Origin of the sequence: Citrobacter sp. Cb031 (assembly GCF_030336725.1) — a bacterium.
Lineage (GTDB): Bacteria > Pseudomonadota > Gammaproteobacteria > Enterobacterales > Enterobacteriaceae > Citrobacter > Citrobacter braakii.
The window spans coordinates 238,276-264,881 of the sequence record NZ_JAOWDA010000019.1 but is presented as its reverse complement, the minus strand read 5'-3'; the positions used below and the strand labels follow the sequence as shown (position 1 = coordinate 264,881).

At 53.8% G+C, this 26,606-nt stretch carries 25 protein-coding genes and 2 pseudogenes; 6 read left to right on the top strand and 21 right to left on the bottom strand.

The window, feature by feature from the left end; all coding sequences use genetic code 11:
• Positions 1-43: 43 nt before the first annotated feature.
• From purF to pdxB, 9 genes are all read right to left on the bottom strand, one after another.
• Positions 44-1,561 (bottom strand): amidophosphoribosyltransferase, encoded by a 1,518-nt coding sequence (gene purF / locus OGV93_RS02510; RefSeq protein WP_005129677.1) that lies wholly within the window; start codon positions 1,559-1,561, stop codon positions 44-46.
• 33 nt (positions 1,562-1,594) lie between these two features.
• Complete coding sequence (gene cvpA / locus OGV93_RS02505) at positions 1,595-2,083, bottom strand: colicin V production protein (RefSeq protein WP_005129678.1); 489 nt, start codon at positions 2,081-2,083, stop codon at positions 1,595-1,597.
• Between the two features lie 221 nt (positions 2,084-2,304).
• Positions 2,305-2,967 (bottom strand): cell division protein DedD, encoded by a 663-nt coding sequence (gene dedD / locus OGV93_RS02500; protein WP_200013523.1) that lies wholly within the window; start codon positions 2,965-2,967, stop codon positions 2,305-2,307.
• On the bottom strand, positions 2,957-4,225 hold the full coding sequence (gene folC / locus OGV93_RS02495; protein ID WP_047500877.1) for a bifunctional tetrahydrofolate synthase/dihydrofolate synthase: 1,269 nt from the start codon (positions 4,223-4,225) through the stop codon (positions 2,957-2,959). The genes dedD and folC overlap by 11 nt, the downstream gene beginning before the upstream one ends.
• Before the next feature lie 180 nt (positions 4,226-4,405).
• Positions 4,406-5,320, bottom strand: a complete 915-nt coding sequence (gene accD, locus OGV93_RS02490) for an acetyl-CoA carboxylase, carboxyltransferase subunit beta (RefSeq protein WP_287109338.1) — start codon at positions 5,318-5,320, stop codon at positions 4,406-4,408.
• 149 nt (positions 5,321-5,469) lie between these two features.
• Positions 5,470-6,129 carry a DedA family protein gene (locus tag OGV93_RS02485; RefSeq protein WP_016153860.1) on the bottom strand — a complete coding sequence of 220 codons (660 nt, stop codon included), beginning with the start codon at positions 6,127-6,129 and terminating at the stop codon, positions 5,470-5,472.
• Between the two features lie 24 nt (positions 6,130-6,153).
• Positions 6,154-6,966: a tRNA pseudouridine(38-40) synthase TruA gene (truA, locus tag OGV93_RS02480; protein WP_016157050.1), complete on the bottom strand. Its 813-nt coding sequence runs from the start codon at positions 6,964-6,966 to the stop codon at positions 6,154-6,156.
• Positions 6,966-7,979, bottom strand: coding sequence for an aspartate-semialdehyde dehydrogenase (locus OGV93_RS02475; protein ID WP_131405184.1), 1,014 nt, complete (start codon positions 7,977-7,979; stop codon positions 6,966-6,968). The genes truA and OGV93_RS02475 overlap by 1 nt, the downstream gene beginning before the upstream one ends.
• 67 nt (positions 7,980-8,046) lie before the next feature.
• Positions 8,047-9,183, bottom strand: a complete 1,137-nt coding sequence (pdxB, locus tag OGV93_RS02470) for a 4-phosphoerythronate dehydrogenase PdxB (RefSeq protein WP_016153863.1) — start codon at positions 9,181-9,183, stop codon at positions 8,047-8,049.
• A 108-nt stretch (positions 9,184-9,291) separates the two neighbouring features.
• Here pdxB and flk point away from each other — a divergent pair, with 108 nt between their 5' ends.
• Positions 9,292-10,293: a flagella biosynthesis regulator Flk gene (flk, locus tag OGV93_RS02465; protein WP_016153864.1), complete on the top strand. Its 1,002-nt coding sequence runs from the start codon at positions 9,292-9,294 to the stop codon at positions 10,291-10,293.
• Here flk and OGV93_RS02460 read toward each other — a convergent pair.
• On the bottom strand, positions 10,290-11,468 hold the full coding sequence (locus OGV93_RS02460; RefSeq protein WP_016153865.1) for an MFS transporter: 1,179 nt from the start codon (positions 11,466-11,468) through the stop codon (positions 10,290-10,292). The two genes, flk and OGV93_RS02460, sit on opposite strands and share 4 nt — an antisense overlap.
• Before the next feature lie 400 nt (positions 11,469-11,868).
• Here OGV93_RS02460 and OGV93_RS02455 point away from each other — a divergent pair.
• From OGV93_RS02455 to OGV93_RS02445, 3 genes and pseudogenes are all read left to right on the top strand, one after another.
• Positions 11,869-12,119, top strand: a pseudogene (locus OGV93_RS02455) (helix-turn-helix domain-containing protein).
• Positions 12,120-12,274: 155 nt separating this feature from the next.
• A pseudogene (locus OGV93_RS02450) lies at positions 12,275-12,370 on the top strand (hypothetical protein); the annotation flags it as partial.
• Positions 12,371-12,394: 24 nt separating this feature from the next.
• Positions 12,395-12,919: a YqhG/Tai3 family protein gene (locus OGV93_RS02445; protein WP_047358791.1), complete on the top strand. Its 525-nt coding sequence runs from the start codon at positions 12,395-12,397 to the stop codon at positions 12,917-12,919.
• Positions 12,920-12,972: 53 nt separating this feature from the next.
• Here the strand turns inward: OGV93_RS02445 and fabB are convergent, their stop codons facing one another.
• Entirely contained in the window at positions 12,973-14,193 is a 1,221-nt protein-coding gene (gene fabB, locus OGV93_RS02440; protein WP_016157055.1) for a beta-ketoacyl-ACP synthase I, read from the bottom strand.
• Positions 14,194-14,352: 159 nt separating this feature from the next.
• Between fabB and mnmC the strand changes: the two genes are divergently transcribed.
• Positions 14,353-16,353 (top strand): bifunctional tRNA (5-methylaminomethyl-2-thiouridine)(34)-methyltransferase MnmC2/FAD-dependent 5-carboxymethylaminomethyl-2-thiouridine(34) oxidoreductase MnmC1, encoded by a 2,001-nt coding sequence (gene mnmC / locus OGV93_RS02435; protein ID WP_287109337.1) that lies wholly within the window; start codon positions 14,353-14,355, stop codon positions 16,351-16,353.
• Between the two features lie 103 nt (positions 16,354-16,456).
• Here mnmC and OGV93_RS02430 read toward each other — a convergent pair whose 3' ends face one another.
• From OGV93_RS02430 to prmB, 6 genes are read right to left on the bottom strand one after another with little or no spacing between them, the layout of a single operon-like run.
• Positions 16,457-16,735 (bottom strand): YfcL family protein, encoded by a 279-nt coding sequence (locus OGV93_RS02430; protein WP_016157057.1) that lies wholly within the window; start codon positions 16,733-16,735, stop codon positions 16,457-16,459.
• A gap of 32 nt (positions 16,736-16,767) precedes the next feature.
• A complete protein-coding gene (locus tag OGV93_RS02425; protein ID WP_016153873.1) occupies positions 16,768-17,316 on the bottom strand; it encodes an elongation factor P hydroxylase in 549 nt (182 codons plus the stop codon).
• The gene (locus tag OGV93_RS02420) at positions 17,316-18,125 is read right to left on the bottom strand and encodes a sulfite exporter TauE/SafE family protein (RefSeq protein WP_016153874.1); all 810 of its coding nucleotides are present in this window, start codon (positions 18,123-18,125) and stop codon (positions 17,316-17,318) included. The genes OGV93_RS02425 and OGV93_RS02420 overlap by 1 nt, the downstream gene beginning before the upstream one ends.
• Positions 18,125-18,949 (bottom strand): penicillin-insensitive murein endopeptidase, encoded by an 825-nt coding sequence (gene mepA / locus OGV93_RS02415; protein ID WP_046275566.1) that lies wholly within the window; start codon positions 18,947-18,949, stop codon positions 18,125-18,127. Before mepA ends, OGV93_RS02420 begins: the two co-directional genes overlap by 1 nt.
• A 3-nt stretch (positions 18,950-18,952) precedes the next feature.
• A complete protein-coding gene (aroC, locus tag OGV93_RS02410) occupies positions 18,953-20,038 on the bottom strand; it encodes a chorismate synthase (RefSeq protein ID WP_287109336.1) in 1,086 nt (361 codons plus the stop codon).
• Positions 20,039-20,077: 39 nt separating this feature from the next.
• A complete protein-coding gene (gene prmB, locus OGV93_RS02405; protein WP_016157058.1) occupies positions 20,078-21,010 on the bottom strand; it encodes a 50S ribosomal protein L3 N(5)-glutamine methyltransferase in 933 nt (310 codons plus the stop codon).
• Between the two features lie 166 nt (positions 21,011-21,176).
• Here prmB and smrB point away from each other — a divergent pair, with 166 nt between their 5' ends.
• Positions 21,177-21,728: an endonuclease SmrB gene (smrB, locus tag OGV93_RS02400; protein WP_016153877.1), complete on the top strand. Its 552-nt coding sequence runs from the start codon at positions 21,177-21,179 to the stop codon at positions 21,726-21,728.
• 80 nt (positions 21,729-21,808) lie between these two features.
• Here smrB and sixA read toward each other — a convergent pair whose 3' ends face one another.
• The 4 genes from sixA to OGV93_RS02380 form a co-directional block, all read right to left on the bottom strand.
• Positions 21,809-22,294, bottom strand: coding sequence for a phosphohistidine phosphatase SixA (sixA, locus tag OGV93_RS02395; protein ID WP_003028179.1), 486 nt, complete (start codon positions 22,292-22,294; stop codon positions 21,809-21,811).
• Between the two features lie 208 nt (positions 22,295-22,502).
• Positions 22,503-24,650: a fatty acid oxidation complex subunit alpha FadJ gene (gene fadJ / locus OGV93_RS02390; protein WP_279267201.1), complete on the bottom strand. Its 2,148-nt coding sequence runs from the start codon at positions 24,648-24,650 to the stop codon at positions 22,503-22,505.
• Positions 24,650-25,960, bottom strand: coding sequence for an acetyl-CoA C-acyltransferase FadI (gene fadI / locus OGV93_RS02385; RefSeq protein WP_016153879.1), 1,311 nt, complete (start codon positions 25,958-25,960; stop codon positions 24,650-24,652). The genes fadJ and fadI overlap by 1 nt, the downstream gene beginning before the upstream one ends.
• 176 nt (positions 25,961-26,136) lie before the next feature.
• Positions 26,137-26,421, bottom strand: a complete 285-nt coding sequence (locus OGV93_RS02380; RefSeq protein ID WP_003834838.1) for a YfcZ/YiiS family protein — start codon at positions 26,419-26,421, stop codon at positions 26,137-26,139.
• Between the last annotated feature and the right edge of the window lie 185 nt (positions 26,422-26,606).

Sequence of the window (26,606 nt, the reverse complement as noted above, 5' to 3'; positions counted from 1 at the left end):
TGCAAGTCAGTCCACTCTATGTGTCCTGACCTGCAACAGAACATTACCCTTCGTTATGCATCTCGAGGTTTTCCGCTTCGTTCTGACGCAAAATTGCTTTGGCATCGTCATTACGCAGGGAGTCAAGGAAATCGAGATATTGCTGGTCGACGTCTTTGGTGACGTACACGCCGTTAAACACTGAACATTCAAACTGCTGAATATCCGGGTTCTCAGCGCGGACCGCTTCAATCAGATCGTTTAGATCCTGGAAGATAAGACCGTCTGCACCGATTATCTGGCGAATCTCGTCCACTTCGCGACCATGAGCAATCAGCTCCGTCGCCGTAGGCATATCGATACCATAAACGTTCGGGAAGCGAATTTCCGGGGCCGCAGAGGCCAGATACACTTTCTTCGCTCCGGCTTCACGCGCCATCTCGATAATCTGTTCCGAGGTGGTACCGCGCACGATGGAGTCATCCACCAGCAGCACGTTTTTATCACGGAATTCCGCACGGTTGGCGTTCAGCTTACGGCGCACGGATTTACGGCGCAGCTGCTGGCCGGGCATGATAAAGGTACGTCCCACGTAGCGGTTTTTCACAAAACCCTGACGGTACGGCTTACCGAGAATACGGGCAATTTCCAGCGCGATATCGCAGGAGGTTTCCGGAATCGGGATCACCACGTCAATGTCCAGATCTTCCCACTCACGAGCAATTTTTTCGCCAAGCTTGGTCCCCATATTTACACGGGCGCTGTAGACGGAAATCTTGTCGATAAAGGAGTCAGGACGTGCGAAGTAAACGTATTCAAACAGGCACGGATTGCTAACCGGGTTATCGGCACACTGGCGAGTAAACAGTTGACCTTTTTCGGTGATATACACCGCTTCGCCAGGTGCAACATCGCGCAGGAATTCAAAGCCCAGCGTATCCAGCGCCACGCTCTCGGAGGCTACCATATACTCGGTACGACCATCCCCGATATCGCGTTTACCCAGTACCAGCGGACGGATACCGTTAGGATCGCGGAAGGCAACCATACCGTGGCCGATAATCATCGCCACGCAGGCATAGGCGCCGCGGATCTGGCGGTTGGTTGCCGCAATAGCAGCAAAAATATTATCGGCTTCCAGCGGATAATGGCGGAAGTTATCCAGCTCGCTGGCGAAAATATTCAGCAAAATTTCAGAGTCTGAAGTGGTATTGATGTGGCGGCGCTTTTCTTCAAACAGCTTTTTACGCAGCTCATGCGCATTGGTCAGGTTGCCATTATGGGCAAGCGTGATGCCATACGGTGAGTTGACGTAAAAAGGTTGAGCTTCGGAGGCGCTGGAGCTGCCAGCCGTTGGGTAACGCACATGACCGATGCCCATATTGCCCTGCAAACGCTGCATATGGCGCGCTTCAAAAATATCGCTCACCATTCCGTTTGCTTTACGCAAGCGGAAGCAGTTGTTGGCATCAATGGTGATGATGCCTGCGGCATCCTGACCACGATGCTGGAGCACCGTTAACGCGTCATAAATCGACTGGTTTACCGGCATAACACCGGCGATACCGACAATACCGCACATACGTCTTTTCCTCGTTCAGCAACAACCCAAAGTTTATACTTTGGGCAAGAAACTTGACGAGCTTTGCAGATAGTCAAAGAACCATCTGATGATGAAACTGAACTGCGGGATCAGCTGCGACTTGCTCCAGTCTTCACTTTTCGACAGACCGGTAAAGGTATCGAGAAAGAACAGTATGGCGGCGACGATCAGCGCTCCTCGCAGAGCACCAAAGCAGATCCCCAACACCCTGTCGGTACCCGACAGGCCTGTTTTCTCTACCAGTTGGCCTATCACAAAGTTAACGATAGCGCCGACGATAAGTGTCGCGATAAACAGTATCGCGATAGCAATCCCATTTCGAACGAGTTCGTCTTCAAAGCCCGTAAACCAGACAGACAGGTAAGTGTAGTAATGGCTGGCGACAAAGAAAGCACAACCCCAAGTCACCAACGATAATGCTTCACGAACAAAGCCACGGATCAGGCTAACCAGACAGGAAAAACCAATCACCGCGATAATGGCGTAATCAATCCAGACCATAAGTGTCCCACGATTTAACGCCCTGTCGTCCTGTTCGGGGCGCATTCTAACAGAAAAAGAAAACGTTTGCGTAGGGATTTCCTTTCCACGCGTAAATAAAAATGGCGCTGAAAAAATCTTCAACGCCATACCGTTTTATGCCTCTTCGGGCACTGCCGGATAGCGGTAAAAACACCCTATCCGGCCTGAATTAAGAGCAGCGCCGTGAACAGCGCAATCCCTTAATTAGGGGTGTACCCCATCACTACGCCACTCAGACCGGAGATCTTCTGCAGCTCGCCCAGCGAGTTCTTCAGCTTATCTTTGGAGGCGTCAGGTCCTACGAGAATACGGGTTATTTTACCCTGCACCGGCGTTGACGGGGAAGTATATACCCGGAAGCCCGCGCCACGAAGTTTACCCACGATCTCATTGACCTTATCCGCATTTTTCAGCGCACCGAGCTGTACAACGTACGCTTTGCCGGTTGGCGCTGGCGGTTCCACCGCGGCCGGTTTCGGCGCTGGAGCCGGTGCTGGCGTCGGAGCGACGGCAATCGGCTGCGGCTTCGGTTTGGGTTTCGGCTGTTCTACAGGCGCGGGGACAGGATCTAACTCCGCGCTGTTTGCCGTCGTCAAACGTGACGGATCCAACGATGGCGCGGCAGCATCGCCCGCGCGCACCTCTTCAGCCGCCCCTTCCGGTGGCTGCGTCGGCAGCGCCTGCGTTGCTGCAGGCATCATGTCTGGTTCATCGCGATCGCCGGGTTTCGGCACCAGCGGGATCGCCGCAAACTCATCCTGATAATGCTTTTTCTGCCCGTCAAGCAGACCGGGGAGCACAATCACCCCCAGCGCGACCAGCACAATTGTGCCGACTAATCGATTCTGAAACTTACTCGCCACCGCTTCTCCCCACGTCTATCACTTCCATGACATGTGCGACAGTGTGAAACGATCCACACACCAACACGGTATCTTCTGGCTTCGCCTCAGCTAGCGCCGCAGACCATGCCTGCGCCACGCTGTCATAGGCGTAGCCTTTGCCCAGATGCTCCAGCAGTTGTTCTGCAGTAGCACCACGCGGCCCTTCCAGGGGCGCACAGTACCAGGCGTCAACCACGCTTTTTAACCAGGCTAACGTACCGGCAATATCTTTATCATGTAGCATACCGATAACCGCAAGTACACGCCCGCTTTTCACTAATTTTTTCAGACGGCCGGTCAGATACTCCGCCGCATGCGGGTTATGGGCAACATCAAAAATCACCCGCGGCGACTCGCTCACAATCTGGAAGCGCCCCGGTAAAATCGCCTGTTCAATACCGTCACGAATGGCCTGCTCGCTGACGTTAAGCCCGCTTGCGCGCAGTGCTGCCAGTGCGGTCGCGGCGTTAGGTTGCGGGACCTGCGGCAACGGCAGGTGCGCCAACGTGCCGTGATCGTCCGTAAAGGACCAGTCGTTCTCCGTAACCGCATAGCGCCAGTCCACGCCGCAGCGTTGCAAAATCGCCCCGCTCTCTTGTGCAACATCGGCGATGGTGTAAGGCATTTCCGGCTCGCCGACGATAGCCGGTTTCTCTGCACGGAAAATTCCCGCCTTCTCACGACCAATGCTTTCGCGATCCGGGCCCAGCCAGTCAGTATGGTCAAGCGCAATACTGGTGACCACCGCAACATCGGCATCCACGATATTGGTCGCGTCAAGGCGACCGCCTAACCCAACTTCCAGAATGACGACATCCAGTTGGGCCTGTTTAAACAGCCAGAGCGCCGATAACGTGCCGTATTCAAAGTAGGTCAGGGAAATATCGCCACGCGCGTCTTCAATCTCAGCAAACGAGGCGGTATGCGCTGATTCCGGCAGTTCACGTCCCTGCACGCGTACGCGTTCCGTGTAGCGTACCAGATGCGGCGAACTGTAAACGCCAACTTTATAACCTGCTGCGGTCAGCACAGATTCCAGCGTACGGCAGGTTGTGCCTTTCCCATTGGTTCCTGCCACCGTAAAAACAAATGGCGCGGGTTTCAACACACCCAGTTTGCGCGCCACCTGACTTACGCGTTCCAGGCCGAGATCGATGGTTTTACTGTGCAGGTTTTCCAGATAAGAAAGCCACGATGCCAGGGGCGACGCGGCTTGAGGAATACGTTTATTGTCCATGATGGCTGTAGATTCTTTACGTTGAGAAAAGCAAAAGGGCAGCACCAACCGGCCTGCCCTTTTTTACACGTTGCAGATGCGTTGGCTGTGCTCGCTCACCCGAATCACTTACCTGTGTAAGCTCATCGGGATCTACTCTCTTATCGCCTGCCTGCAACCCGAAACCCATAGAGTAAACTATCAGGCCTCTGATTCCTGATCGGGAACCGGAGGTACCACCTCGCCTTCACGCGGCTCATCCGGATTCGGCATAGGAAGATTCATCAGCTTCGCCAGAATGCTTGCCAGTTTCAGGCGCATTTCCGGACGGCGGACGATCATATCGATAGCGCCTTTTTCAATCAGGAACTCGCTACGCTGGAATCCCGGCGGCAGTTTCTCACGTACGGTTTGCTCGATAACACGCGGACCAGCAAAGCCGATCAGTGCTTTCGGTTCTGCAATATTGAGATCGCCCAGCATCGCGAAGCTAGCAGAAACACCGCCCATTGTTGGGTCGGTCAGTACAGAAATATACGGTAAACCGCGTTCCTGCATTTTCGCCAGCGCAGCAGAGGTTTTCGCCATCTGCATCAGAGACATCAGCGCTTCCTGCATACGCGCCCCGCCAGAAGCGGAGAAGCAGATCAGCGGACAGTTATCTTCCAGCGCCTGCTCAACGGCACGGACAAAACGCGCGCCGACCACAGAGCCCATGGAGCCGCCCATAAACGCGAACTCGAATGCAGCAGCAACGACCGGCATACCGTGCAGCGTGCCTTTCATTACCACCAGCGCATCTTTCTCGCCAGTTTCTTTCTGCGCAGAAGCCAGTCTGTCTTTGTACTTTTTGGAGTCACGAAACTTCAGCACATCTTTCGGCTCAAGCTCGCTACCCAGTTCCACAAGAGAACCTTCATCTAACAGGCTATGCAGGCGATTGCGCGCCGACATGCGCATATGATGGTCACACTTCGGACAGACCTCAAGATTACGTTCCAGCTCAGCACGGTATAAAACCTGACCGCAGCTATCACACTTGGTCCACACCCCTTCAGGAATGCTTGCCTTGCGGGTGGGAGTAATGTTGCTTTTAATTCGTTCAATCCAGCTCATTGGTGACCTTTCTGCCTGAACCCTAGTCAGCTTTGTTATAAGGGGCGCATAATGCCATTTTTGCCCCTAACAGACCATGAATGTTGCACATTAAAACATAACAGCCCGAAACTTTGGATAAAAAAGTGGTCGAACCGCTGAGTTACTTTCTATTTTGCAGCCCGTGACGCAGCGCGTTTATGGCGAATCACTTCAATTATGCCCGGCAATACGGAAAGGACGATGATCGCCACAATCAGTAATTTCAGGTTTTCCTGAACGATCGGCAGATCGCCGAACAGATAGCCTGCATAGGTGAACAGCAATACCCACAGCAGCGCGCCTGCGACGTTATACATCGCAAAATGACGGTAGGACATGTGCCCCATACCGGCAACAAACGGTGCAAATGTACGCACAATAGGTACGAAACGCGCGAGGATAATCGTTTTGCCGCCATGACGCTCGTAGAACGCATGGGTTTTATCCAGGTAACTGCGACGGAAAATTTTAGAGTTCGGGTTACTGAAGAGTTTTTCACCGAACAAACGACCAATCGTGTAGTTCACCGCATCGCCGATAATCGCCGCCACAATCATCAACATCACCATCAGATGAACATTGAGATCGTTAGTTGGCAGCGCAGAAAGCGCGCCAGCGACAAACAGCAGCGAGTCTCCCGGCAGGAACGGCGTCACCACCAGCCCGGTTTCGCAGAACAGGATCAGAAACAGAATCGCGTATACCCAGATACCGTATTCCGCAACCAGCTCCGCCAGATGCACATCAATGTGCAGGATAAAATCGATAAGAAAGTAAATCAGGTCCATAGTTTTGCCTTTATACGACTCAAATTAGTCCGCCAGAAATAGCGGGCCCATAGGCGGTTTTGGCAGGTCGAACCGTTCCGGGTAATCTACTGCAACCAGATACAGTCCTTCCGCTTTCGCCGTTGCCGCTGCCAGCGTTCTGTCCTTCGCCGCTAGCAGTTCTGCTATCCAGCTCTCCGGCTGGTTGTTGGCGCCTACTTCCATCAGGCTGCCGACAATATTCCTGACCATATGATGTACAAAGGCATTCGCTTTAATATCCACCACCACATATGCACCAAAACGTTCAACGTTAATGTGCATCACGTTACGCCACGGTGTGCGCGACTGACACTGCACCGCCCGAAACGAAGTAAAATCATTTTCGCCAATCAAACACTGGGCCGCACGATGCATACGCTCAGCGTCCAGCGGTTCATAGTAATGGGTTACCCCTTTACCTAAAACCGCAGGGCGCAACCGATGATTGTAGATGATGTAGCGATAACGGCGAGCCGTGGCGCTAAATCGGGCATGGAAATCATCGGGTACAGCTTTCACCCAGCGCACAGCGATGTCACCAGGTAAATTCGCATTTACCCCCAGTGTCCAGGCTGCATCTTTACGCTGGGCAGTCGTTTCAAAGTGCACGACCTGCCCTGTGCCATGAACGCCCGCATCCGTGCGTCCCGCACAAAAGACAGTGATGCGTTCATTCGCCACCTGAGAGAGCGCTTTTTCCAGTTTTTCCTGAACGCTACGCACTTCGTTCTGGCGCTGCCAGCCATAATATTTGCTGCCGTCATACTCAATGCCCAGCGCAATTTTATGGGTTGACGGCTGTTGCAGGTCAGACATTAGTACAGGTACTCCTGCACCAGTTTTTCCGCAATTTTTACCGCCATCAACGCGCCACCAAAGCGTACGTTGTCTGCCACAGACCAGAACTGAACCTGTTCCGGCATCCCGTAATCGTTATGCACACAGCCAACTGAAAGGTGCGGAGTACCTGACGCATCGCCAACCTGCGTCGGGATATAGGTCTCTTCTGACAACACTACGTCCTCACCGCGTGAAAACGCATCGCGTGCTTCTTCCGCCGCCAACGGACGCAGAGCTTCAAAATTCACCATCTGTGCGTGGCCATAAAATACCGGCGACTGCACGATGCTGGCGGAGATAAGTAGCCCGTCGTCCTGCATAATTTTGCGCACTTCATCGACGATACGGCGCTCTTCGCGCACGCTACCTTCGCGATCCGGCAGCATCGGCAGCATGTTGAACGCCAGCTGACGGCCAAAGAAATCGTCATCGTCAATAGGGATGCCGTTCAGTAGTTTCGCGCTCTGTCCGGCAAGCGCATCTACGGCTTTTTTACCGTGAGCGGAAGCGGAAATAATATTGGTCACCGTAATACGTGACAGCCCGCCGTCATCAATTAGCGGCTTCAGCGCAGACAGCAGTTGGCTGGTCAGGCTGGAAGGGACCGCAATCACATTGCGGTTGCGGTAATCCGCCAGTACGAACGGGTTAACGTCCGGAACCACCAGCGGAACGTCCGGCTCAAGCGCGAACAGGCCACTGCTGTCGATAACCAGGCAACCGGCATTGGTCGCTTCTTCCACCCATGCGGCGGTGGCTTCAGCGCCCGCAACAAAAAATGCCAGTTGCGCCTGCGTCCAGTCAAAGTCTACAACGTCCTGAACAAGGACCGATTTACCGTTAAAACGCAGATGCTCACCCGCGCTTTCATTACGCGCCAGCGCATAAATTTCACCGACCGGGAACTGGCGTTCAGCCAGCGTATCGAGCAGGGCTTCGCCTACGGCGCCCGTTGCGCCCAGAATGGCAATATTCCAGCCTTCAGACATGGTGATTTACTCCAGAAATACGTAAGCGTCCCTGTCGCATTATTCGACAGGGAGCATTAAGAAGACATTAATGTGCCGGGTGATAAACAGCGTTAAAACCTAGCTTACACAGCAAGGCAGCAGCCGTTGCGTCGTCACACATCACGTATAAAGACGACCATTCACGGCGCTCAAGATAATTTTTACGCAGCTTATCAAACTCACCCGGAATTCCAGCGACTTTACGCAGCGGTGCATCATCGCGGCGCACATCATACACTAAATGCACCAGCCTTTTCAGCGTTGGCTGATCTAACGGGCCATGCAGCGTGATACGACCAAATTCCGGCGCAGGTAACAGGGTATTGAGCGCAACGTGTTGTTCGCGACCAATAAACTTGCTAAAGGCCTCAAAGACCTGCGTGGTGCCGCGCGCTTTTCCTTCCAGGGTATACCCGGCAATGTGCGCCGTGCCGATATCGGCTTTCTCCAGCAATGCCACATTGAGATCCGGCTCCCCTTCCCAGACATCCAGCACGACGCTCAGCGACTGCCCGGCATTCAATCGGTTCAGCAATGCCGTATTGTCGATGACTGGCCCGCGGCAGGCGTTGATCACAATGGTGCCCGGCTTCAGCCGGCTAATCAGCGCATCATCTGCCAGGTGCAGCGTTTTGTACGGTCCGTCTTTAAACAACGGCGTATGGAAAGTCAACACATCGGCTTGCTCTACCAGTTCGTCCAGCGAGCGGAAATCTCCCTCGTCACCGCGATCGGCTCGCGGCGGATCGCACAGCAGCGTGCGGATCCCCAGTGCTTCCAGACGTGCCTGCAAACGTCCGCCCACATTGCCCACGCCTACGATGCCTACAGTACGATCGCGTAACGCAAACCCGTCGCGCTCCGCCAGCATCAGCAACGCTGAAAAAACATATTCTACGACCGCAATCGCGTTACAGCCGGGCGCTGCGGAAAAGCCGATCTTCGACTGCGCAAGCCATGCTTCATCCACATGGTCCGTGCCTGCGGTTGCCGTGCCGACAAATTGAACCGGTTTTCCGCTAAGCAGTGATTCATTTACTTTCGTCACCGAGCGCACCATTAAGGCATCCGCATCATCCAGTTCGGCAACGGGAATCGGGCGACCGGGAACCGCTTTGACCTCCCCCAAACGACTGAACAGTTCGCGGGCATAGGGCATATTTTCATCAACGAGGATTTTCACGTCTTTCGCACCTGTTTGAGAACGAGAGTTAACCGGGCAAGTGTGCCATAATCTCGCCGCCAGGCATACTGCGAGACCTGGTCAGCACAGATTTAAGGAACAGAGATGATGCAGCCCATTTCAGGTACACCCGCACGCCCTCCCGGCGAAGGCCAAAATGCCCCTTCTGCTGCGGGTGAACAACCGTTATCCACACAACAACGTACCGTGCTGGAACGACTGATTACCCGTCTGATTTCACTCACCCAACAGCAAAGCGCCGAGGTGTGGGCCGGAATGAAGCACGATCTGGGCGTCAAAAGTGATACGCCGCTGCAATCACGTCACTTTCCTGCCGCGGAGCAAAACCTGAATCAGCGGCTGGGTGTTGCTCAGCAAAATCATGCTAATCGTCAGGTTCTCTCACAGCTCACTGAATTACTGAGTCAGGGAAATAACCGCCAGGCGGTAAGTGATTTTATCCGTCAGCAGTATGGGCAAACGGCGCTCAGCCAGCTCACGCCTGAGCAGTTGAAGAACGTGCTCACGCTGCTGCAACAAGGACAGCTTTCTATACCGCAGCCGCAACAGCGCCCGGCCACCGATCGTCCGTTATTACCCGCAGAGCACAATACGCTGAACCAGTTGGTTACCAAACTGGCGGCGGCCACGGGAGAGTCAGGTAAGATGATCTGGCAGTCAATGTTAGAGCTGTCTGGCGTAAAAAGCGGTGAGCTGATCCCCGCCAAACAGTTTACTCATCTGGTCACCTGGCTGCAGGCGCGCCAGACGCTCAGCCTGCAAAGCGCCCCGACGCTACAAACGCTCCAGGCAGCCCTGAAGCTGCCATTAGAGCCGAATGAGCTGACGGCAATAAAAGAGTACGCGCAGCAGACGTATCAGATCCAACCACAAACGATTCTGACCACGGTGCAGGTGCAGGACTTGCTGAATCAAATCTTCCTGCGCCGCGTAGAACGGGAACGCGAGCTAAACGATCCGCGCCATCTTCAACCTATTTACAGCCCGTTCGCGCCGATGATTGAAACGGTTAAATCTCTGTCGGCACGACCGGGACTGCTGTTTGTCGCGTTAATGATCGCATTAGCCATTTTCTGGCTGGTCGCTTAACCTTTGCGCAGCGTAAGCAGCGTCACGACAATCCCCACCACGGCGGATATCGCTCCGGCAAGGAATACCGAGGGATAACCGTACGCGGTGGCCAGCACCCCGGCGACCGGGCCGCTTATGCCGTAGGAGATATCCTGAAACGCGGCGTAACCGCCCAGCGCCGTACCGCGAACCTGCGCGGGCACTCGCTTCACAACCTCTACGCCCAATGCCGGGAAGATAAGCGAACATCCTGCCCCGGTTAATGCCGCCCCGAGCAGCGCAATCCATGCTGATGGGGCCTGCCACAGCAGAATCAGCCCCGCGGTTTCAACCAGTAAGGAGACAACGGCTACCTTCACACCTCCGAACCGATCCGGCATCCAGCCAAACAGAATGCGCATCAGCACAAACGCCCCGCCAAACGCGGTCAGGGTGAACCCCGCCATCGTCCAGCCATTGCTGACAAAATAGAGTGAAATAAACGTACCGATCACCGCAAAGCCAACGCCCTGCAGCGCCAGGCCCAGGCCCGGTTTCCAGATAAGCCCTACCACGCTCCATAACGAAGGGCGTTCTCCTGCATGAGCAGGCACTTTGCGAACGGTGCCGTTGAATGCCCATGCCAGCAGCGGTAATACCATTGTCGTTCCCGCCAGCGCCGCAAAGCCAAAGTGACTATGGATCAGCAAGCCCAGCGGCGCACCGGCGGCCAGCGCACCGTAAATAGCCATCCCGTTCCACGACATCACCTTACCCGAGCGTGTTGGACCGACCAGCCCAAGCCCCCAGGTCAGCGTTCCGGTGAGCAGTTGGCTTTCGCCAAAACCGAGGATCAAACGCCCGACGATTAACAATGCAAATTTTACAGGGACAGAGACAGGCAATAGCGCGGCTAACAACCACGCCGCACCCGCCAACCCACAGGCAAACATCCCCTGTAGCGCCGAACGTTTGGCGCCATATTGATCGGCTAAGCGCCCGGCGTAGCCGCGCGTTAATACCGTTGCCAGAAACTGTACGCCTACGGCGATACCAACCATGGTGTTGCCATAGCCCAGCTCCTGATGCACAAACAGAGGAATAACGGGCAAAGGTAGACCGACCGTCATATAGGTCAGGAAAACTGCAAAAGCGATACGAAACAGCGAAAAGTTCGCCGAAGGTGTTTTTTCTTGTTGGGTTACAGCTGTCATGCGTTACTCCAAAATGCAGAGTAAGGCGAGGAATGTCCACGCCCCCTCTACCTGACTTTCAGGATTAAGGTGCGTTGGATAACGTTAAACGCTTACGCATTATCAGATAGATAATGTTGAGTGCGAAGTCTGCCTGTGAGCCACTAAATTTGTCAACCCTGAAATCTCACCAGGTTGGTCACGGTAAAGACGACTTTTCGTCTTTACCGTGACCAACCTTTTGCCATTAGTTTCTTTCCTTTCTGCCTGTGGAATAAAAAATATTTTTTCTTTTGCGCGAAATTTCAGTTTTATTCTGGCAATATTCCAGTGACAAAAAAGAAAGTTACATTCTTTTGTTTCTCTGGTTTATACCCTGAAAAATATCGGCGCCGATAACACATTTCCTTAGGATTACAGAATGGAACACAAAAGCCAAGACTGGCATCGTGCAGATATTAAAAGTGCACTGGAAAAAAAGGAATCACGCTCGGAGATCTTTCTCGTGCGGCTGGATTATCACCCGATTCACTGCGCAATGTATTTACCCGAAGCTGGCCCAGAGCGGAACAGTTCATTGCGCAGGCGCTCGAAACCTCGCCAGACGTGATTTGGCCAGCATGCTATCCACGCCAGCAGCCAGAGGATAAAACAAGTAATACTGAATATTAAATAGATCACTCGTAATTTATCGAGCATATAAATCAATAAATATCCCAGCTTAATATATTGAGAATATTAATAGCACTATTTGCCATTTCCAATTGCGTAAATACTGTTAAAGCATCACGTAATTGCTATTACGTATGTTATTAACAGGAGTCGTTATGAGTTGGGATAAAAAGGTGGCGGTCAATTACGCCAAATCGCACGCGAGTTCACATTCACAAGGGCGCTGTGGGGAATATACCCGCAAAGCCGTCATACACCATTTACAGGAAGAAGTAATGAAAGCCTTTCCACTGATTGTTCTCATCCTGCTGATTTGTGGCTGTACCCCTTCTCACCGTGACAGCACGCAGGATGTGAAACAGTTCTATCTTTCGTGGATGAAGAACTACACTCAGGATCCGGATGCGCCCCGCGAAACATCAGCATTACTGCAACGCTATGTCGCCAAAGAGGTTATCGGGCGTCTGGCGCTGATTGATACGCTTTATGAGCAGGAGATCGTGCAAGCGGACTACTTTATGTATGTGCAGGATTACGCACCGGCATGGATCCCGCTGTTGCGGGTTGGACAGGCGCAGCCATTCCTCGGCGGTGAAAAACTGAACCTGCAGTTAGGCACTGAGTCAGCCCCTATTCAACTGGAGGTATATACCCGTTGGGAGGAAGGACGGTGGAAAATTTATCGTGTCCGGGACGCGGGTCGTCATTACGAGCAGCCCATTTACAATGCCGGAGAGATTACGCGAGCCAGAGCATGGTCCGCTGAGATCGCGCCGGAATACGAAAAAATGCCGAAGTAAACACAGTAAAAAGGGAGCCTGTTAGCTCCCTTTTTTCGTATTCAAGCTGAGACTTACGCCTTCAGCTTACGCATAACCAGCGTAGCGTTGGTGCCGCCAAAGCCGAAGCTGTTGGACATCACGGTGGTCAGCGCCTGCTCGGTCGGTTTGGTCACGATGTTCAGACCTGCCGCCTGCTCATCCAGCTCTTCAATGTTGATGCTTGGCGCGATAAAGCCATGTTCCAGCATCAGCAGAGAGTAGATAGCTTCCTGCACGCCAGCCGCGCCCAGTGAGTGACCGGTCATCGCTTTGGTTGCGGAGATTGCCGGGCTGTTGTTGCCAAACACTTCGCGGATTGCGCCCAGTTCTTTCACGTCACCAACCGGAGTCGAGGTACCGTGAGAGTTCAGGTAGTCGATCGGCGTATCTACACCGTGCATCGCCATCTGCATGCAACGTACTGCGCCTTCGCCAGACGGAGCAACCATGTCTGCGCCATCGGACGTTGCGCCGTAACCGACGATTTCCGCATAGATGTGCGCGCCACGTGCCAGAGCGTGCTCCAGTTCTTCAACCACGACCATACCGCCGCCGCCAGCAATAACGAAACCGTCGCGGTTTGCGTCATAGGTACGGGAAGCTTTTGACGGATCGTCGTTGTATTTGGTAGACAGCGCGCCCATTGCATCGAATTCACACGCCATTTCCCAGCACAGCTCTTCGCCGCCGCCAGCAAAAACGATATCCTGTTTGCCCAGCTGAATTTGTTCTACCGCGTTGCCGATGCAGTGCGCAGATGTCGCACAGGCAGAGCTGATGGAGTAGTTTACGCCGTGGATTTTGAACGGCGTTGCGAGGCAGGCAGAAACGCCGGACGCCATCGCTTTGGTGACCACATACGGGCCAACCGCTTTCAGACCACGTGGGCTACGCATTGCGTCAGCGCCGAACACCTGAAAACGTGGGGAGCCGCCGCCGGAACCTGCAATCAGGCCAACGCGCGGGTTGTTCTGGTAATCTTCTGCAGCAAGGCCGGCATCAGCCACTGCCTGCTCCATTGATAGGAATGCATAGATGGATGCGTCGCTCATGAAGCGCACTACTTTGCGGTCAATGAGGCCAGTGGTATCCAGTTTTACGTTGCCCCAAACGTGGCTACGCATGCCGGAGTCCTTCAGCTCCTGAGAGAAAGTGATCCCTGAACGTCCTTCACGCAGAGATGCCAGGACTTCCTGCTGGTTATTACCGATGCTGGAAACGATGCCCAAGCCAGTAATCACTGCACGTTTCATTCAATACCTCTGTAAGTCGCACTATTTTAAAGTTTCGAGTGGCACAATAGCGTACACTTGTACGCCGAACAAGTCCGATCAGCCATTTTATGTGGAAATTTGCGCAGCCAGGCACTCATCGCTAAGATCGGGGCACAGCCTGTCAGACGAGTAACTTACGTGAAACAATACGCTATACAACCTGCCAACCTTGAATTCAATGCTGAGGGTACACCTGTTTCCCGAGATTTTGACGATGTCTATTTTTCTAATGATAACGGGCTGGAAGAGACACGTTACGTCTTTCTCGGCGGTAACCATCTCGCACAACGATTCCCTGCGCATTCACGTCCTCTCTTCGTGGTGGCAGAAAGCGGGTTTGGCACCGGACTTAACTTCCTCACGCTCTGGCAGGCATTTGCCGATTTTCGCGATACCCACCCAGAAGCTACCCTGGAAAGATTACATTTCATCAGCTTTGAAAAATATCCGCTGACGCGTGAAGATCTCACCTTAGCCCACCAGCACTGGCCAGAACTTGCCCCGTGGGCCACGGCACTGCAAGAACAATGGCTGCTGCCGCTGGCGGGATGTCATCGCCTGCTGCTTGATGATGGGCGCGTCACGCTGGATCTGTGGTTTGGCGATATAAACGAACTGACCAGTACGCTGGATGACTCTCTGAATCAAAAGGTGGACGCCTGGTTCCTGGACGGTTTCGCACCGGCAAAAAACCCGGATATGTGGACGCCAACGCTGTTTAACGCGATGGCCCGACTGGCTCGTCCCGGCGGGACGCTGGCAACTTTTACATCGGCAGGCTTTGTTCGTCGGGGGTTGCAGGAAGCCGGATTTACAATGCAAAAATGTAAAGGCTTTGGGCGCAAACGCGAAATGCTCTGTGGCGTGATGGAACAGACTCAGGCGCTCACGTCCTCGGCGCCATGGTTTGCGCGTACGGGAACAGATAAGCGCGAAGCCGCCATTATTGGTGGAGGAATTGCCAGCGCATTGCTGTCACTGGCGTTATTGCGCCGCGGCTGGCAGGTCACGCTGTATTGCGCCGACGATAAACCTGCCGGGGGCGCATCCGGTAATCGCCAGGGGGCGCTCTACCCCCTACTTAGCAAACATGATGCAGCCATTAATCTCTTTTTCCCCACTGCGTTTACCTTCGCCCGTCGACTGTATGATGCCCTCCCCGTTGAGTTTGCGCATGACTGGTGCGGCGTGACGCAACTCGCGTGGGATGAAAAAAGCCAGCAAAAAATCACCCAGATGCTGTCCCTTGAACTGCCCACTGCGCTCGCCGTCGGGGTTGACGCACAACAGGTATTACAAACGACAGGGGTGGAAACCGGATGCGGCGGGATTCAGTATCCGACCGGAGGATGGCTGTACCCGGCGCAGTTAACCGCCGCGGTACTGGACTATGCAACAACCCTGGGATTACGCACCCGCTACCAACATACGCTGGCCTCACTGACTCGCCAAACAGCAAGCTGGCAATTGCAGTTTTCCAGTGGAGAAACCGCCTCTCACGCAGCAGTCGTTCTGGCTAACGGTCATCGCATTAGCAGCTTTGAGCAAACGCAGCCGCTACCGGTGTACTCCGTGGGCGGTCAGGTGAGTCATATTCCCACCACACCTGCACTTTCAGCGCTACGTCAGGTGCTGTGCTATGACGGCTACCTCACGCCGCACAACCCGCAAAATCAGCAGCACTGCATTGGCGCCAGCTATCATCGTGGGAGTGAAGAGACAGCGTATCGCGAGGACGATCAGCAACAAAACCGTCAACGCTTAATCGACTGCTTCCCGAACGCTGTGTGGACAAAAGAGGTAGACGTTAGTGACAATGCCGCCCGCTGCGGGGTGCGCTGCGCCACGCGCGATCACATGCCAATGGTCGGCAACGTCGCGGACTATGACGCCACGCTCAGCCAGTACACCACACTTGCTGCAGACAAAGAGCACGCCGTAAGCGCGCCGGTTTATTCCGATTTATTTATGCTGGGCGCGCTGGGATCGCGCGGGCTGTGTACTGCCCCACTGTGTGCAGAAATTCTGGCGTCGCAAATGAGCAATGAACCGATTCCCATGGATGCCAGCACGCTGGCGGCGCTAAATCCAAATCGTTTGTGGGTCAGGAAGTTATTGAAGGGTAAAGCGGTGAAATAAAAGAATGGCCTGATGACGCTACGCTTATCAGGCCTACAAACACCCCAACAAGGTTGGCCGGATAAGACACCAGAGCGTCGCCATCCGGCACAATTTACCGCAATTATTGTGCAGTAGCCTTCTGGAACAGAGTGTCCCACATTTCTTTCACTAACGCCTGGTCACGCGGCGATAGTTCGCCTGCGCTGATGGCTTTTTCCAGGCTGCTGGTCACATTGGCGTACAATGCCTCAGCGGAATGGTCCTCGCCAGCGTCCAGTTCGGCCACGGCCAGCGTCAGGTGTCCACGCAAATAACCACTGGCAAACAACTCATCATCGCTGGCGTGCTCTACCATATCGTCGATTAATGCCAGAATGCGTGATTCAAACTCCGCGATCATCTTCTTTCCTCATTGTAAACGTGGCAGCGACTTCAGTTGAGCGCCTCGGGCCACGGGAATTGTTCCGCCTTAAGTTCAGGCGTGTGATAATAATTCTGTAACGCGTTAATGAAGCGCGCCGGACGTTCAGGGATCCCCTTTTCCAGGTACTCCATCACCTGAGCATGAACACGGCGCTGGAATACCACGCGATCCGGTTCAAAGTCCCCTTCAAGGTTGTCGCAACTGACGTTAAACGGGTAGCCCGCCGCCATGCAAAACAGCCAGTCAAACGCCTGCGGCTTCACTTCCACGTCTTCAAACTGGCATTGCGTCTTCGCGTCGCGTCCGTCCGGACAATACCAGTAACCGAAGTCGACCAGTTCACGCCGCGCCTTACCGGCGATGCACCAGTGTGAAATTTCGTGTAACGCACTGGCGTAATAGCCATGCGCAAAAACGATACGGTGATACGGTAATTCCGCATCCGCAGGAAGATAGATCGGTTCGTCATCGCCTTTAATCAGACGGGTATTAAATTCATCGGCAAAGCAGCCGTTAAAAATCTCAATTAACTGTTCGTAGTGATGGGTATTATTCATTAGTTCATCCCCAGCCAGTGGAGAATCTCCTGTCCATGATTATCATAAAGTAGCTTGGCGCTCATCACGGCGGAGACAATGACGATCATTGGCCGAATGAGTTTTTGTCCTTTACTGAGCACCAGCCGTGAGCCCATCCGTGCGCCAATAAACTGGCCAATGAGCATCACAAATCCGGTCGCCCAAATCACTTTGCCGCCGAGGGCAAACAGCAACAGCCCGCCGATATTCGATGTGGCATTTAATACTTTGGCGTGGGCCGTCGATTTCGCCAGGTTGTAGCCGCACAGCATGACAAAGGCCAGCGCGTAGAACGACCCCGCAGCCGGACCAAAAAAGCCATCGTAAAAGCCGACGCAGCCCCCGGCCACCAGCGCGAAAGGCAACCCATGCAACCGACGCTGGCGGTCCTCCTCCCCCACTTTCGGCATCAACAGAAAGTAAAGGCCAATACAGATAACCAGAACCGGCAGGATCTGGCGCAGAATATCTGACTGCACATGCTGAACCAACAGCGCGCCGCTCATTGAGCCGATAAAAGTCATGAAAATATTGAGCTTCTGATCCGCCAGATTAACCACGCCACGGCGAATAAAATAGAGGGAGGAAGAGATAGATCCTCCACAGGCCTGTAGCTTATTGGTGGCCAGCGCTTGCGCGGGTGGCATCCCGGCCGCCATCAATGCCGGGATAGTGAGTAAACCACCGCCTCCGGCCAGAGAATCAATAAAACCTGCCAGCATCGCCACGAAAAAAAGCACACCTAACAGCAGTGGCGACACCATAAACAGAGAGGCAAAATGATCCATTAGAGTACATGCTCGTCCAGTAGCGCCTGGCAGGAAGGCGGCAACGGCGGCGGTGTCTTCTTCTCAGGCTTGGTGGTTCCAGGTTTCGGAGGTTCGAACCAGCTTTGCAGCTCCGCGCCGCAGCCGTCACCCGGTGGTGGTAACGGTTGATCTTCGCACTCAAGACTGTCGGCAGGACAACGTAACCGTACGTGCATATGCGCACGATGCTGGAACCATGGCCGCACTTTACGCAACCAGTCCCTGTCGGTCCCTGCATCCAGACAAAGTTGCTGCTTAATCGCCGGATTCACGAAAATACGCGTGACTTCATTATCTTTTGCCGCCAGCCTGATCAGGCTGAAAATCTCCGGCTTCCAGAGTGACGGCACGACACGTTTGCCATCCTGTGAGACCAGATCTAACGCCTGCGGCCGCAGCAGTTGCAACTGGGTCCAGCGGGTTTTCGGCAATTGCAGGAAAATATCTACATCCAGTCCCGTCTGGTGACTGGCGTGACCGCCATTGAATCGCCCACCGGCCGGCATGCCCATATCGCCGATTAACACCGTACCCAGCCCCAGATTGTTGGCTTGATTACTCAGACGCTGGATAAACATCACCAGGTCCGGATGGCCAAAGTAACGGCGCTGATCGGTGCGCATCACCTGATAGTGTTCTGACTGTACAGGCAGCGTATCTGCGCCAACAATACAGCCGTTGGAGAACGCGCCGATAGACTGCGCGCTGCCTGCAACCGGATGGGTAATTTTCTGCCAGGGCGTCGCCGCCAGACAGGCGGTGCTGGCAAAAAGAGCCAGCGCCGCAAGTGCCGTTTTTTTCATCTCTTACCAGCGTGGAATATCGGTCTTTACGTCCGCATTTTGCGCCCGCTGACGCAGCAGGTGATCCATCAACACGCTCGCCAGCATCGCCTCGGCGATTGGCACGGCGCGGATCCCAACACACGGATCGTGACGACCTTTGGTGATCATTTCGACTTCTTCACCAAAGCGATTAATAGTGCGCCCTGGAACGGTAATACTCGAGGTCGGTTTCAGCGCCATATGAGCAATGATTTGTTGCCCACTGCTGATCCCACCAAGAATGCCGCCCGCATGATTACTCTGGAAACCTTCTTTGGTGATTTCATCACGGTTCTGGCTGCCGCGCAGTGCAACAACGTCAAAACCGTCGCCAATCTCAACGCCTTTAACGGCGTTAATGCTCATCAGCGCGTGAGCGATATCAGCATCCAGGCGGTCAAATACAGGTTCGCCGAGACCCGCTGGTACGCCGCTTGCAACTACGGTCACCTTCGCCCCGATGGAGTCGCCCTCTTTCTTCAGCCCACGCATCAGTTCGTCCAGCGCCTCGAGTTTATCCGGATCTGGACAAAAGAACGGGTTAAGTTCCACCTGGGACCAGTCTTTGATCTCCAGCGGAATATCACCCATCTGCGTCAGACAGCCGCGAATTTCAACGCCGAACTTTTCCGCCAGATATTTTTTGGCAATCGCTCCGGCCGCAACGCGCATCGCCGTTTCACGTGCGGATGAGCGTCCGCCGCCACGGTAGTCACGCAGGCCATATTTCTGCTCATAGGTATAGTCGGCGTGTCCTGGACGAAAAACGTCCTTAATCGCGCCGTAATCCTGTGAACGCTGATCGGTATTTTCGATCAACAGGCCAATACTGGTGCCGGTGGTAACGCCCTCGAACACACCGGAGAGGATTTTCACCTGATCCGGCTCACGACGCTGCGTAGTGTAGCGCGATGTGCCCGGACGGCGTCTGTCGAGATCGTGCTGCAGGTCAGCTTCTGTCAGAGAAATGCCCGGCGGAACACCATCGACAATACAACCGAGCGCCAGCCCGTGTGATTCACCGAAAGTGGTTACGCGAAAGAGTTGCCCAATTGTGTTTCCTGCCATCACGGCTCCGTTATGAGTGTTGTGTATGTGCGCGTGTATTTAGTCTTTATAAATGCTGAAGTGCTCGCGAGCAGCAACTAACTGCTCTTTGGTCAGCATGAATACACCTTCACCGCCGTTGTCGAACTCCAGCCAGGTGAACGGTACATCCGGGTATTGCTCTATCAGATGTACCATGCTGTTTCCGACTTCACAAATCAGAATACCGTTATCCGACAGGTAGTCCGGAGCGTTACCCAGAATGCGGCGGGTAAGTTTTAGTCCATCGCTGCCGGACGCCAGACCCAGCTCAGGTTCATGACGATATTCGTTTGGCAGATCGGACATATCTTCCGCATCGACATACGGCGGATTGGTCACAATCAGGTCATACTGGACTTTCAGCAGATCGCGGAACAGATCGGAACGGATCGGCGTAACATGATGGATCAGGCCGTGCTCTTCAATATTGTGTTCGGTCACCGCCAGCGCGTCGGTGGAAATATCCACCGCATCCACTTCAGCCTCCGGGAAAGCATAGGCGCAGGCAATGGCAATACAGCCGCTCCCGGTACACATATCCAGGATATGCTGCGGCTGCTCATTAATAAGGCCCGCAAAGCGGTTATTAATAAGCTCGCCAATCGGCGAACGTGGTACCAACACGCGCTCATCAACATAAAACTCATGCCCGCAGAACCAGGCTTTGTTGGTCAAATAAGCGACCGGAATGCGCTCGTTGACGCGGCGAATCACGCGTTCAACAATGCGATGGCGCTCGCTGGAAGTCAGACGCGCGGTACGCATATCTTCTGGAATATCCAGCGGCAGATAAAGTGACGGCAGCACCAGCTGTACGGCCTCGTCCCATGGGTTATCCGTGCCATGGCCATACCAGATGTTCGCCGCGCTAAAACGGCTGACCGCCCAACGCAACATGTCCTGAATGGTATGCAGTTCACTCACTGCTTCATCGACGAAAATTTTATCCACGTATTCCTCCAGGGCATGCTCGTATTAATTTCGGCGGCTAGTTTGCCACGAAGACGGCGATAAATCAGCATTCACACAGGGCCTGAGCGCGAAAATTGCGTTTTAAGCGATCGGATGCCCGCCGAGTCGGGTTAAACTAACGAAAAATAAAAGATGAGACTCTCGAATGAAAAAGAAAACATCGCTCAGCGAGGAGGATCAGACGCTGTTTCGCCAGCTGATGACCGGCACGCGTAAAATGAAACAGGACACCATTGTTCACCGACCGCTACGTAAAAAAATTACCGAGGTTCCGGTTAAAAGGCTGCTGCAGGAACAAGCTGATGCCAGTCACTATTTCTCGGACGAGTTTCAGCCGCTGCTGAATACGGACGGCCCGGTAAGATATCTGCGTGCCGACGTCAGCCATTTCGAACTGAAGAAAATGCGCCGTGGCGATTACTCCCCGGAGCTGTTTCTCGATCTGCACGGGCTGACCCAGCAGCAGGCCAAACAGGAGTTAGGCGCGCTGATTGCCGCCTGTCGTCGTGAGCATGTGTTTTGCGCCTGCGTGATGCATGGCCACGGAAAACATATTCTTAAGCAGCAAACACCGCTCTGGTTGGCGCAGCATCCGCACGTGATGGCCTTTCATCAAGCGCCAAAAGAGTACGGTGGCGACGCCGCGCTGCTGCTGCTGATTGAAGTGGAAGAGTGGCAACCACCCGAACTTCCCTGATGCAGAAAAACAGAAAGAGCCGCTTTTGCGGCTCTTTGATTTTCCGGATGACGGCTGTGCCTTATCCGATTCCAGGCTTTTTAAATCGCTTTTGCCATTTTCAGGTTACACGGGCTCATCTGCCAGTTAAAAGTACCCTTCCCGCTCTCATCAAGCGTTACGCTGGCAATCGCTGATGTGGTAAACATCGGCGGTGTTTCGCCTGGGCAAAGTTCAGACACCAGATACCCCACTAAAGGTAAGTGAGAGATGACCAGCGCCGTGGCGATACCTTCATTGGCCAGAGCCTGTAAATAGGCGCTGACCAGACCGACATCGCCGCAGGGAGTCAGCTCCGGCAAAACATCCACACCGGTTGGCAGGTTCATACACTCCCCCACCACATCCAGCGTTTGTTCGGCTCGTAGGAACGGGCTCACCAGAACACGTTCGATATCCACTTTTTGACCTTTCAGCCAGTTCGCCATCAGGCGAGATTCGTCACAACCACAGGAGGTTAAGGGACGAACCGAATCACTGGCGGCATCGAGGGCTGCGTCGCCGTGACGCATGATAAAAACTTGCATATTGCACCGCTTTTGTTAACCAGAATCACCGACACCTTTATCCACAGCCCCTATTGACCGTGGTAACGATGTGGTGGCCGGCATTGTGCCTTATCCATTCACCGAATGAAACGCTGTTTTTTACCTCAACGGCGTAAGTATAGTCAATCTCTGTTTACATTTTGAGCGCGACCCATACATTCAGTGCGGATTCATCCTACCTTTGACCTCATGAATTCAGGTCAGTTTCCCCATTACTCCAGAATCTTTCACCGCGTTCCGCCATCTGCAATAACTGCTCACACGGCGTAAACCGCGAGCCGTATTGCGTGGTCAGTCGTTGCAGAGCAGCAACCACTTCACCCGCGCCGAGCGAATCCATATACCGGAACGGGCCGCCGAGGAAGGGCGGAAAACCAATACCAAATACAGCGCCGATATCACCATCACGCGCGCTGCGGATAATCCTCTCATCAAAACAGCGTGCTGCTTCATTGAGCATTAACATGACGCACCGCTCGGCTATCTGCGCGGCGGTGAGTCGGCCCTGCCCCTGGACGCCAATAAGCGTATAAATTGCAGGGTCGACCTGTTTTTTGCTTTTACGCCCTTTCGCTCCATAAAGATAGAAACCCCGACCATTTTTTCTACCTTTGCGATCGTCATTCAAAATTGAAGCAACAACATTTGCAGGCGCGCTAAAACGTTCTCCATATGCAGCCTCAAGCACTGGTATAATTTTAGTGCCCGTGTCAATTCCGACCTCATCCAAAAGTTGGATTGGCCCGACCGGAAAACCAAACTTAACCAGCGCGGCGTCAATGGCTTCAACCCGCTCGCCTTCGGTCAGCATACGAATAGCTTCGTTAATGTATGGCGCTAAAATGCGGTTAACATAAAATCCGGCCTTATCTCTGACCACTATCGGCGTTTTGCCCTGCTTTTTCGCCAGTTTAACGGTTGTGGCAATTGTCTGCTCAGAGGTCGTGGCATGCGGGATAACCTCGACCAGCGGCATTTTTTCCACCGGGCTAAAGAAGTGCAAACCAATTACTTGTTGAGGCCTGGCAGCGTTCGCCGCAATATCGCCAATCGGCAAAGATGAGGTGTTAGAGGCAAAAATGGTATGAGATGCGCAATTTTGCTCAACTTCTGCCACCATCTGTTGTTTTAACGCCAGATCTTCAAATACGGCTTCAATAACCAGATCGCGATGAGCGAAGCCACGGTAATCGGTTGATCCCGAAATCAGCGCCAGCTGTTTATCACGCTCGCTGGCTTTGATATGACGGCGGCGAACCTTCGTTTCAAGCTGATCCCAACTGTACTTCAGCGCGTGGTTGATTCCCTTGGCATTTATATCTTTGATACGCACTGGCAAGCCGCCTTTACAGGCCGTCACATAGGCAATACCGCCCCCCATCAGACCGCCGCCCAAAATGCCTACACTGTTTAGCGGGCCGGGCTTCACATCACTTCCGGGATCCTTTTTCACATCGGTGTTGGCAAAAAAGATGTGCCGCAGCGCCTGAGACTGAGATGTCATCGCCAGTTCGCCAAACGCGCGGGCTTCGGCGTCGTAACCGCTGCTGCTGCCTTGCGCCAGGCCGGTTTCGATGACCTCAAGGATACGTTCTGTTGCAGGGTAGTTGCCCTGCGTTTTTTGCGCCGTCTTTTTACTGGCCATGCGGAATAACAGCGCCCGCCCCAGCGGCCCCGCTAGCACACGCTCTCGCACCGGCAGAGTACGGTGTGCGGGACTATCCTTTTTGGCCAGTTCTACGGCCGCTTCCAGCAAAATGGTATGCGGTACAACTTCATCCACTAAACCCACTTTCAGCGCCTGTTTTGCGCGTAGTTGTTTTCCGGTGAGGATCATATCCAGCGCGGTACTGACGCCAATCAGACGGGGCAACCGCTGGGTACCGCCAGAGCCAGGCAGCAGACCAAGCTGCACTTCCGGTAAACCCAGTACGGTTTTAGCATCATCGGTACAAATACGATTGTGGCACGCCAGCGCCATCTCCAGGCCACCGCCGAGACAGGCGCCATGAATTGCGGCGATTACGGGGATCGGCAAGGCATTAATTTCCGCCATAATCTGCTGCCCCTGGCGTGCCAGCGTTTCAGCTTCCTGCGCGCTGCGACAGCGACCAATCATGTTGATATCCGCCCCGGCAATGAAGTTATCGGGTTTCGCCGAAATGAACACCACGCCGCGTAATGCTTTGTTATCGCGAATTTGTTTCAGAATGACCCGAACCTGGGAGGCAAATTCCGCCTTCAGGGTATTCATTTTCTCTCCGGGCACATCAATGGTGACAACAGCGACGTTATCCAGACGTACGTTTAGCGTAAAAGCCGATGTCATTTCCATTATTCCGCCTCCAGAACCATTGCCGCACCCAGACCACCTGCAGCACAGGCTGTCACTAAACCAAAACCACCGCCACGGCGTCGTAACTCATGGAGGGTTTGGGTGATCATGCGAGCACCGGTGGCGGCGAAGGGGTGTCCATAGGCAATCGATCCGCCCAGCACGTTAAATTTACTGTCATCAACCTCGCCCGTGGCATGCGCCCTGCCGAGCACTTCGCGGGCAAAACGTTCGCTACCCAGCAGTTGAAGATTCGCCAGCGTTTGTGCGGCAAATGCTTCATGCATATCGATCAGGGTTAAATCAGCCATGGTCAGACCCGCTCTCTCCAGGGCAAGCGGCGTTGACCACGCCGGCCCCAACAGCATGTCCTGCCAGACATCGATGGCGGTAAAGGCAAAACTACGCAGGTATCCCAGCGGCACCAGCCCCAACTCTTTCGCACGCGATTCCGTCATCATAATCACGGCGGCTGCGCCGTCCGTTAGCGGGGTACTGTTCGCCGCGGTAACGGTGCCGTGCTTTCGGTCAAAGGCCGGACGCAGTTTGGCGTAATCGGCCAGCGTAGAGTTACCGCGAATATTGTTATCTTCTGAAAAAGGATCTTTGAAAGGTGGCGCGTAGGTGGTCATCACCTCATCTGCCAGTTTGCCTTCAGACCACGCCTGAGCGGCGCGCTGATGAGAACGGTGCGCCAGGGCATCCTGTTGCTCTCGCGTAATCCCATAAGTTTTGGCCATTTGCTCGGCCGTATCCCCCATGCGTAAACCGGTGGAATACTCGGCGACGGCTGGCGGTACGGGCATCAGGTCACGTAAGCGCAGTCGGGAGAAAAGTTTAAGACGCTGACCGGTGGTCCGGGCCTTATTGACATCCACCAGCACCCGAGCCAGCTTTTTGCTAACGCCAATAGGCAGAACTGACGAGGAGTCCGCACCGCCGGCAATTCCTGCACGAATAGTCCCCGCCATCAGGCTTTCCGCGACATTCGCCACCGCCTGGAAGCTGGTGGCGCAGGCTCTGCTTACGCTGTAGGCATCGGTGTGCACATTCATCCCGGTTCCCAGCACGATTTCACGAGCAATATTTGGGGCTTCGGGCATTTGCACCACCTGGCCAAAGACCAGTTGCTCAATCACATCAGCAGAAATTTCGCTGCGCGCCAGCAGCTCGCCAACGACCATTTTCCCCAAATCTACGGCGGGAATGCCATGAAACGCGGTTGCCTGGCGGGCAAATGGCGTACGCAATCCGCTAACGATGGCGATGCGATCGCCCTGGCGGGTAACCAGCGGTAAAGCCTGACTCATAACACTCCCCTGTAAAAAATAAAAATAAGTGGTCTGACCTGATCACAGTCTTAACCAATTTTTTACATTTAGCCAAGCAGGGAGAAAAGAAAGTGGGAGCTAAGACACAGTGAATAATCACTGACAGTGACGAAAAAGCCCTTGCTACCGGGTAACAAGGGCTTTTAAAGAAGGGATTAACGCAGACCCAGTTGGAAGATCAGCGTTTCAGCTTCACAGGCAAAAACAAAGTCGATATCCAGACGCACACCTTCAGACTCTTCAGTAAAGGTCGAGGTGATTTGGCAAGGCTCAGATTCCACGCCACGCGCCTTCTCAGTCAGAGCGGCCAGCGTTTCTTCTGCCTCTGCACGATTCGCGAACACACGGCTGTATGACGCGGTGCAATCGGAGTTGTCCATGATGGTGCCAACATCCATACAGCAGCAAACCGGGGTTTCATCAGCACTGCATTTACTCATTGTAGATTTCCTCTGTATTCGCACCTGTGGTGCCAGATAAACGATGGGGATATTTTACGCTCCCATTATTCGCCTCTCCAGTCGTTAATTGTATGAAATGGGATAAGTGACCGAAATCACACTTAAAAATGATCTAAAACAAAAATCACCCAAACAGGTGAGTGTGCATACCCGCAATTTTGCCA

Excerpts from the sequence above, each read along its gene's own strand:
- purF (WP_005129677.1), bottom strand. The coding sequence starts at position 1,561 with ATGTGCGGTATTGTCGGTATCGCCGGTGTTATGCCGGTAAACCAGTCG.
- cvpA (WP_005129678.1), bottom strand. The coding sequence starts at position 2,083 with ATGGTCTGGATTGATTACGCCATTATCGCGGTGATTGGTTTTTCCTGT.
- folC (WP_047500877.1), bottom strand. The coding sequence starts at position 4,225 with ATGGACAATAAACGTATTCCTCAAGCCGCGTCGCCCCTGGCATCGTGG.
- accD (WP_287109338.1), bottom strand. The coding sequence starts at position 5,320 with ATGAGCTGGATTGAACGAATTAAAAGCAACATTACTCCCACCCGCAAG.
- OGV93_RS02485 (WP_016153860.1), bottom strand. The coding sequence starts at position 6,129 with ATGGACCTGATTTACTTTCTTATCGATTTTATCCTGCACATTGATGTG.
- truA (WP_016157050.1), bottom strand. The coding sequence starts at position 6,966 with ATGTCTGACCTGCAACAGCCGTCAACCCATAAAATTGCGCTGGGCATT.
- OGV93_RS02475 (WP_131405184.1), bottom strand. The coding sequence starts at position 7,979 with ATGTCTGAAGGCTGGAATATTGCCATTCTGGGCGCAACGGGCGCCGTA.
- flk (WP_016153864.1), top strand. The coding sequence starts at position 9,292 with ATGCAGCCCATTTCAGGTACACCCGCACGCCCTCCCGGCGAAGGCCAA.
- OGV93_RS02460 (WP_016153865.1), bottom strand. The coding sequence starts at position 11,468 with ATGACAGCTGTAACCCAACAAGAAAAAACACCTTCGGCGAACTTTTCG.
- OGV93_RS02445 (WP_047358791.1), top strand. The coding sequence starts at position 12,395 with ATGAAAGCCTTTCCACTGATTGTTCTCATCCTGCTGATTTGTGGCTGT.
- fabB (WP_016157055.1), bottom strand. The coding sequence starts at position 14,193 with ATGAAACGTGCAGTGATTACTGGCTTGGGCATCGTTTCCAGCATCGGT.
- OGV93_RS02430 (WP_016157057.1), bottom strand. The coding sequence starts at position 16,735 with ATGATCGCGGAGTTTGAATCACGCATTCTGGCATTAATCGACGATATG.
- OGV93_RS02425 (WP_016153873.1), bottom strand. The coding sequence starts at position 17,316 with ATGAATAATACCCATCACTACGAACAGTTAATTGAGATTTTTAACGGC.
- OGV93_RS02420 (WP_016153874.1), bottom strand. The coding sequence starts at position 18,125 with ATGGATCATTTTGCCTCTCTGTTTATGGTGTCGCCACTGCTGTTAGGT.
- mepA (WP_046275566.1), bottom strand. The coding sequence starts at position 18,949 with ATGAAAAAAACGGCACTTGCGGCGCTGGCTCTTTTTGCCAGCACCGCC.
- aroC (WP_287109336.1), bottom strand. The coding sequence starts at position 20,038 with ATGGCAGGAAACACAATTGGGCAACTCTTTCGCGTAACCACTTTCGGT.
- smrB (WP_016153877.1), top strand. The coding sequence starts at position 21,177 with ATGAAAAAGAAAACATCGCTCAGCGAGGAGGATCAGACGCTGTTTCGC.
- sixA (WP_003028179.1), bottom strand. The coding sequence starts at position 22,294 with ATGCAAGTTTTTATCATGCGTCACGGCGACGCAGCCCTCGATGCCGCC.
- fadJ (WP_279267201.1), bottom strand. The coding sequence starts at position 24,650 with ATGGAAATGACATCGGCTTTTACGCTAAACGTACGTCTGGATAACGTC.
- fadI (WP_016153879.1), bottom strand. The coding sequence starts at position 25,960 with ATGAGTCAGGCTTTACCGCTGGTTACCCGCCAGGGCGATCGCATCGCC.
- OGV93_RS02380 (WP_003834838.1), bottom strand. The coding sequence starts at position 26,421 with ATGAGTAAATGCAGTGCTGATGAAACCCCGGTTTGCTGCTGTATGGAT.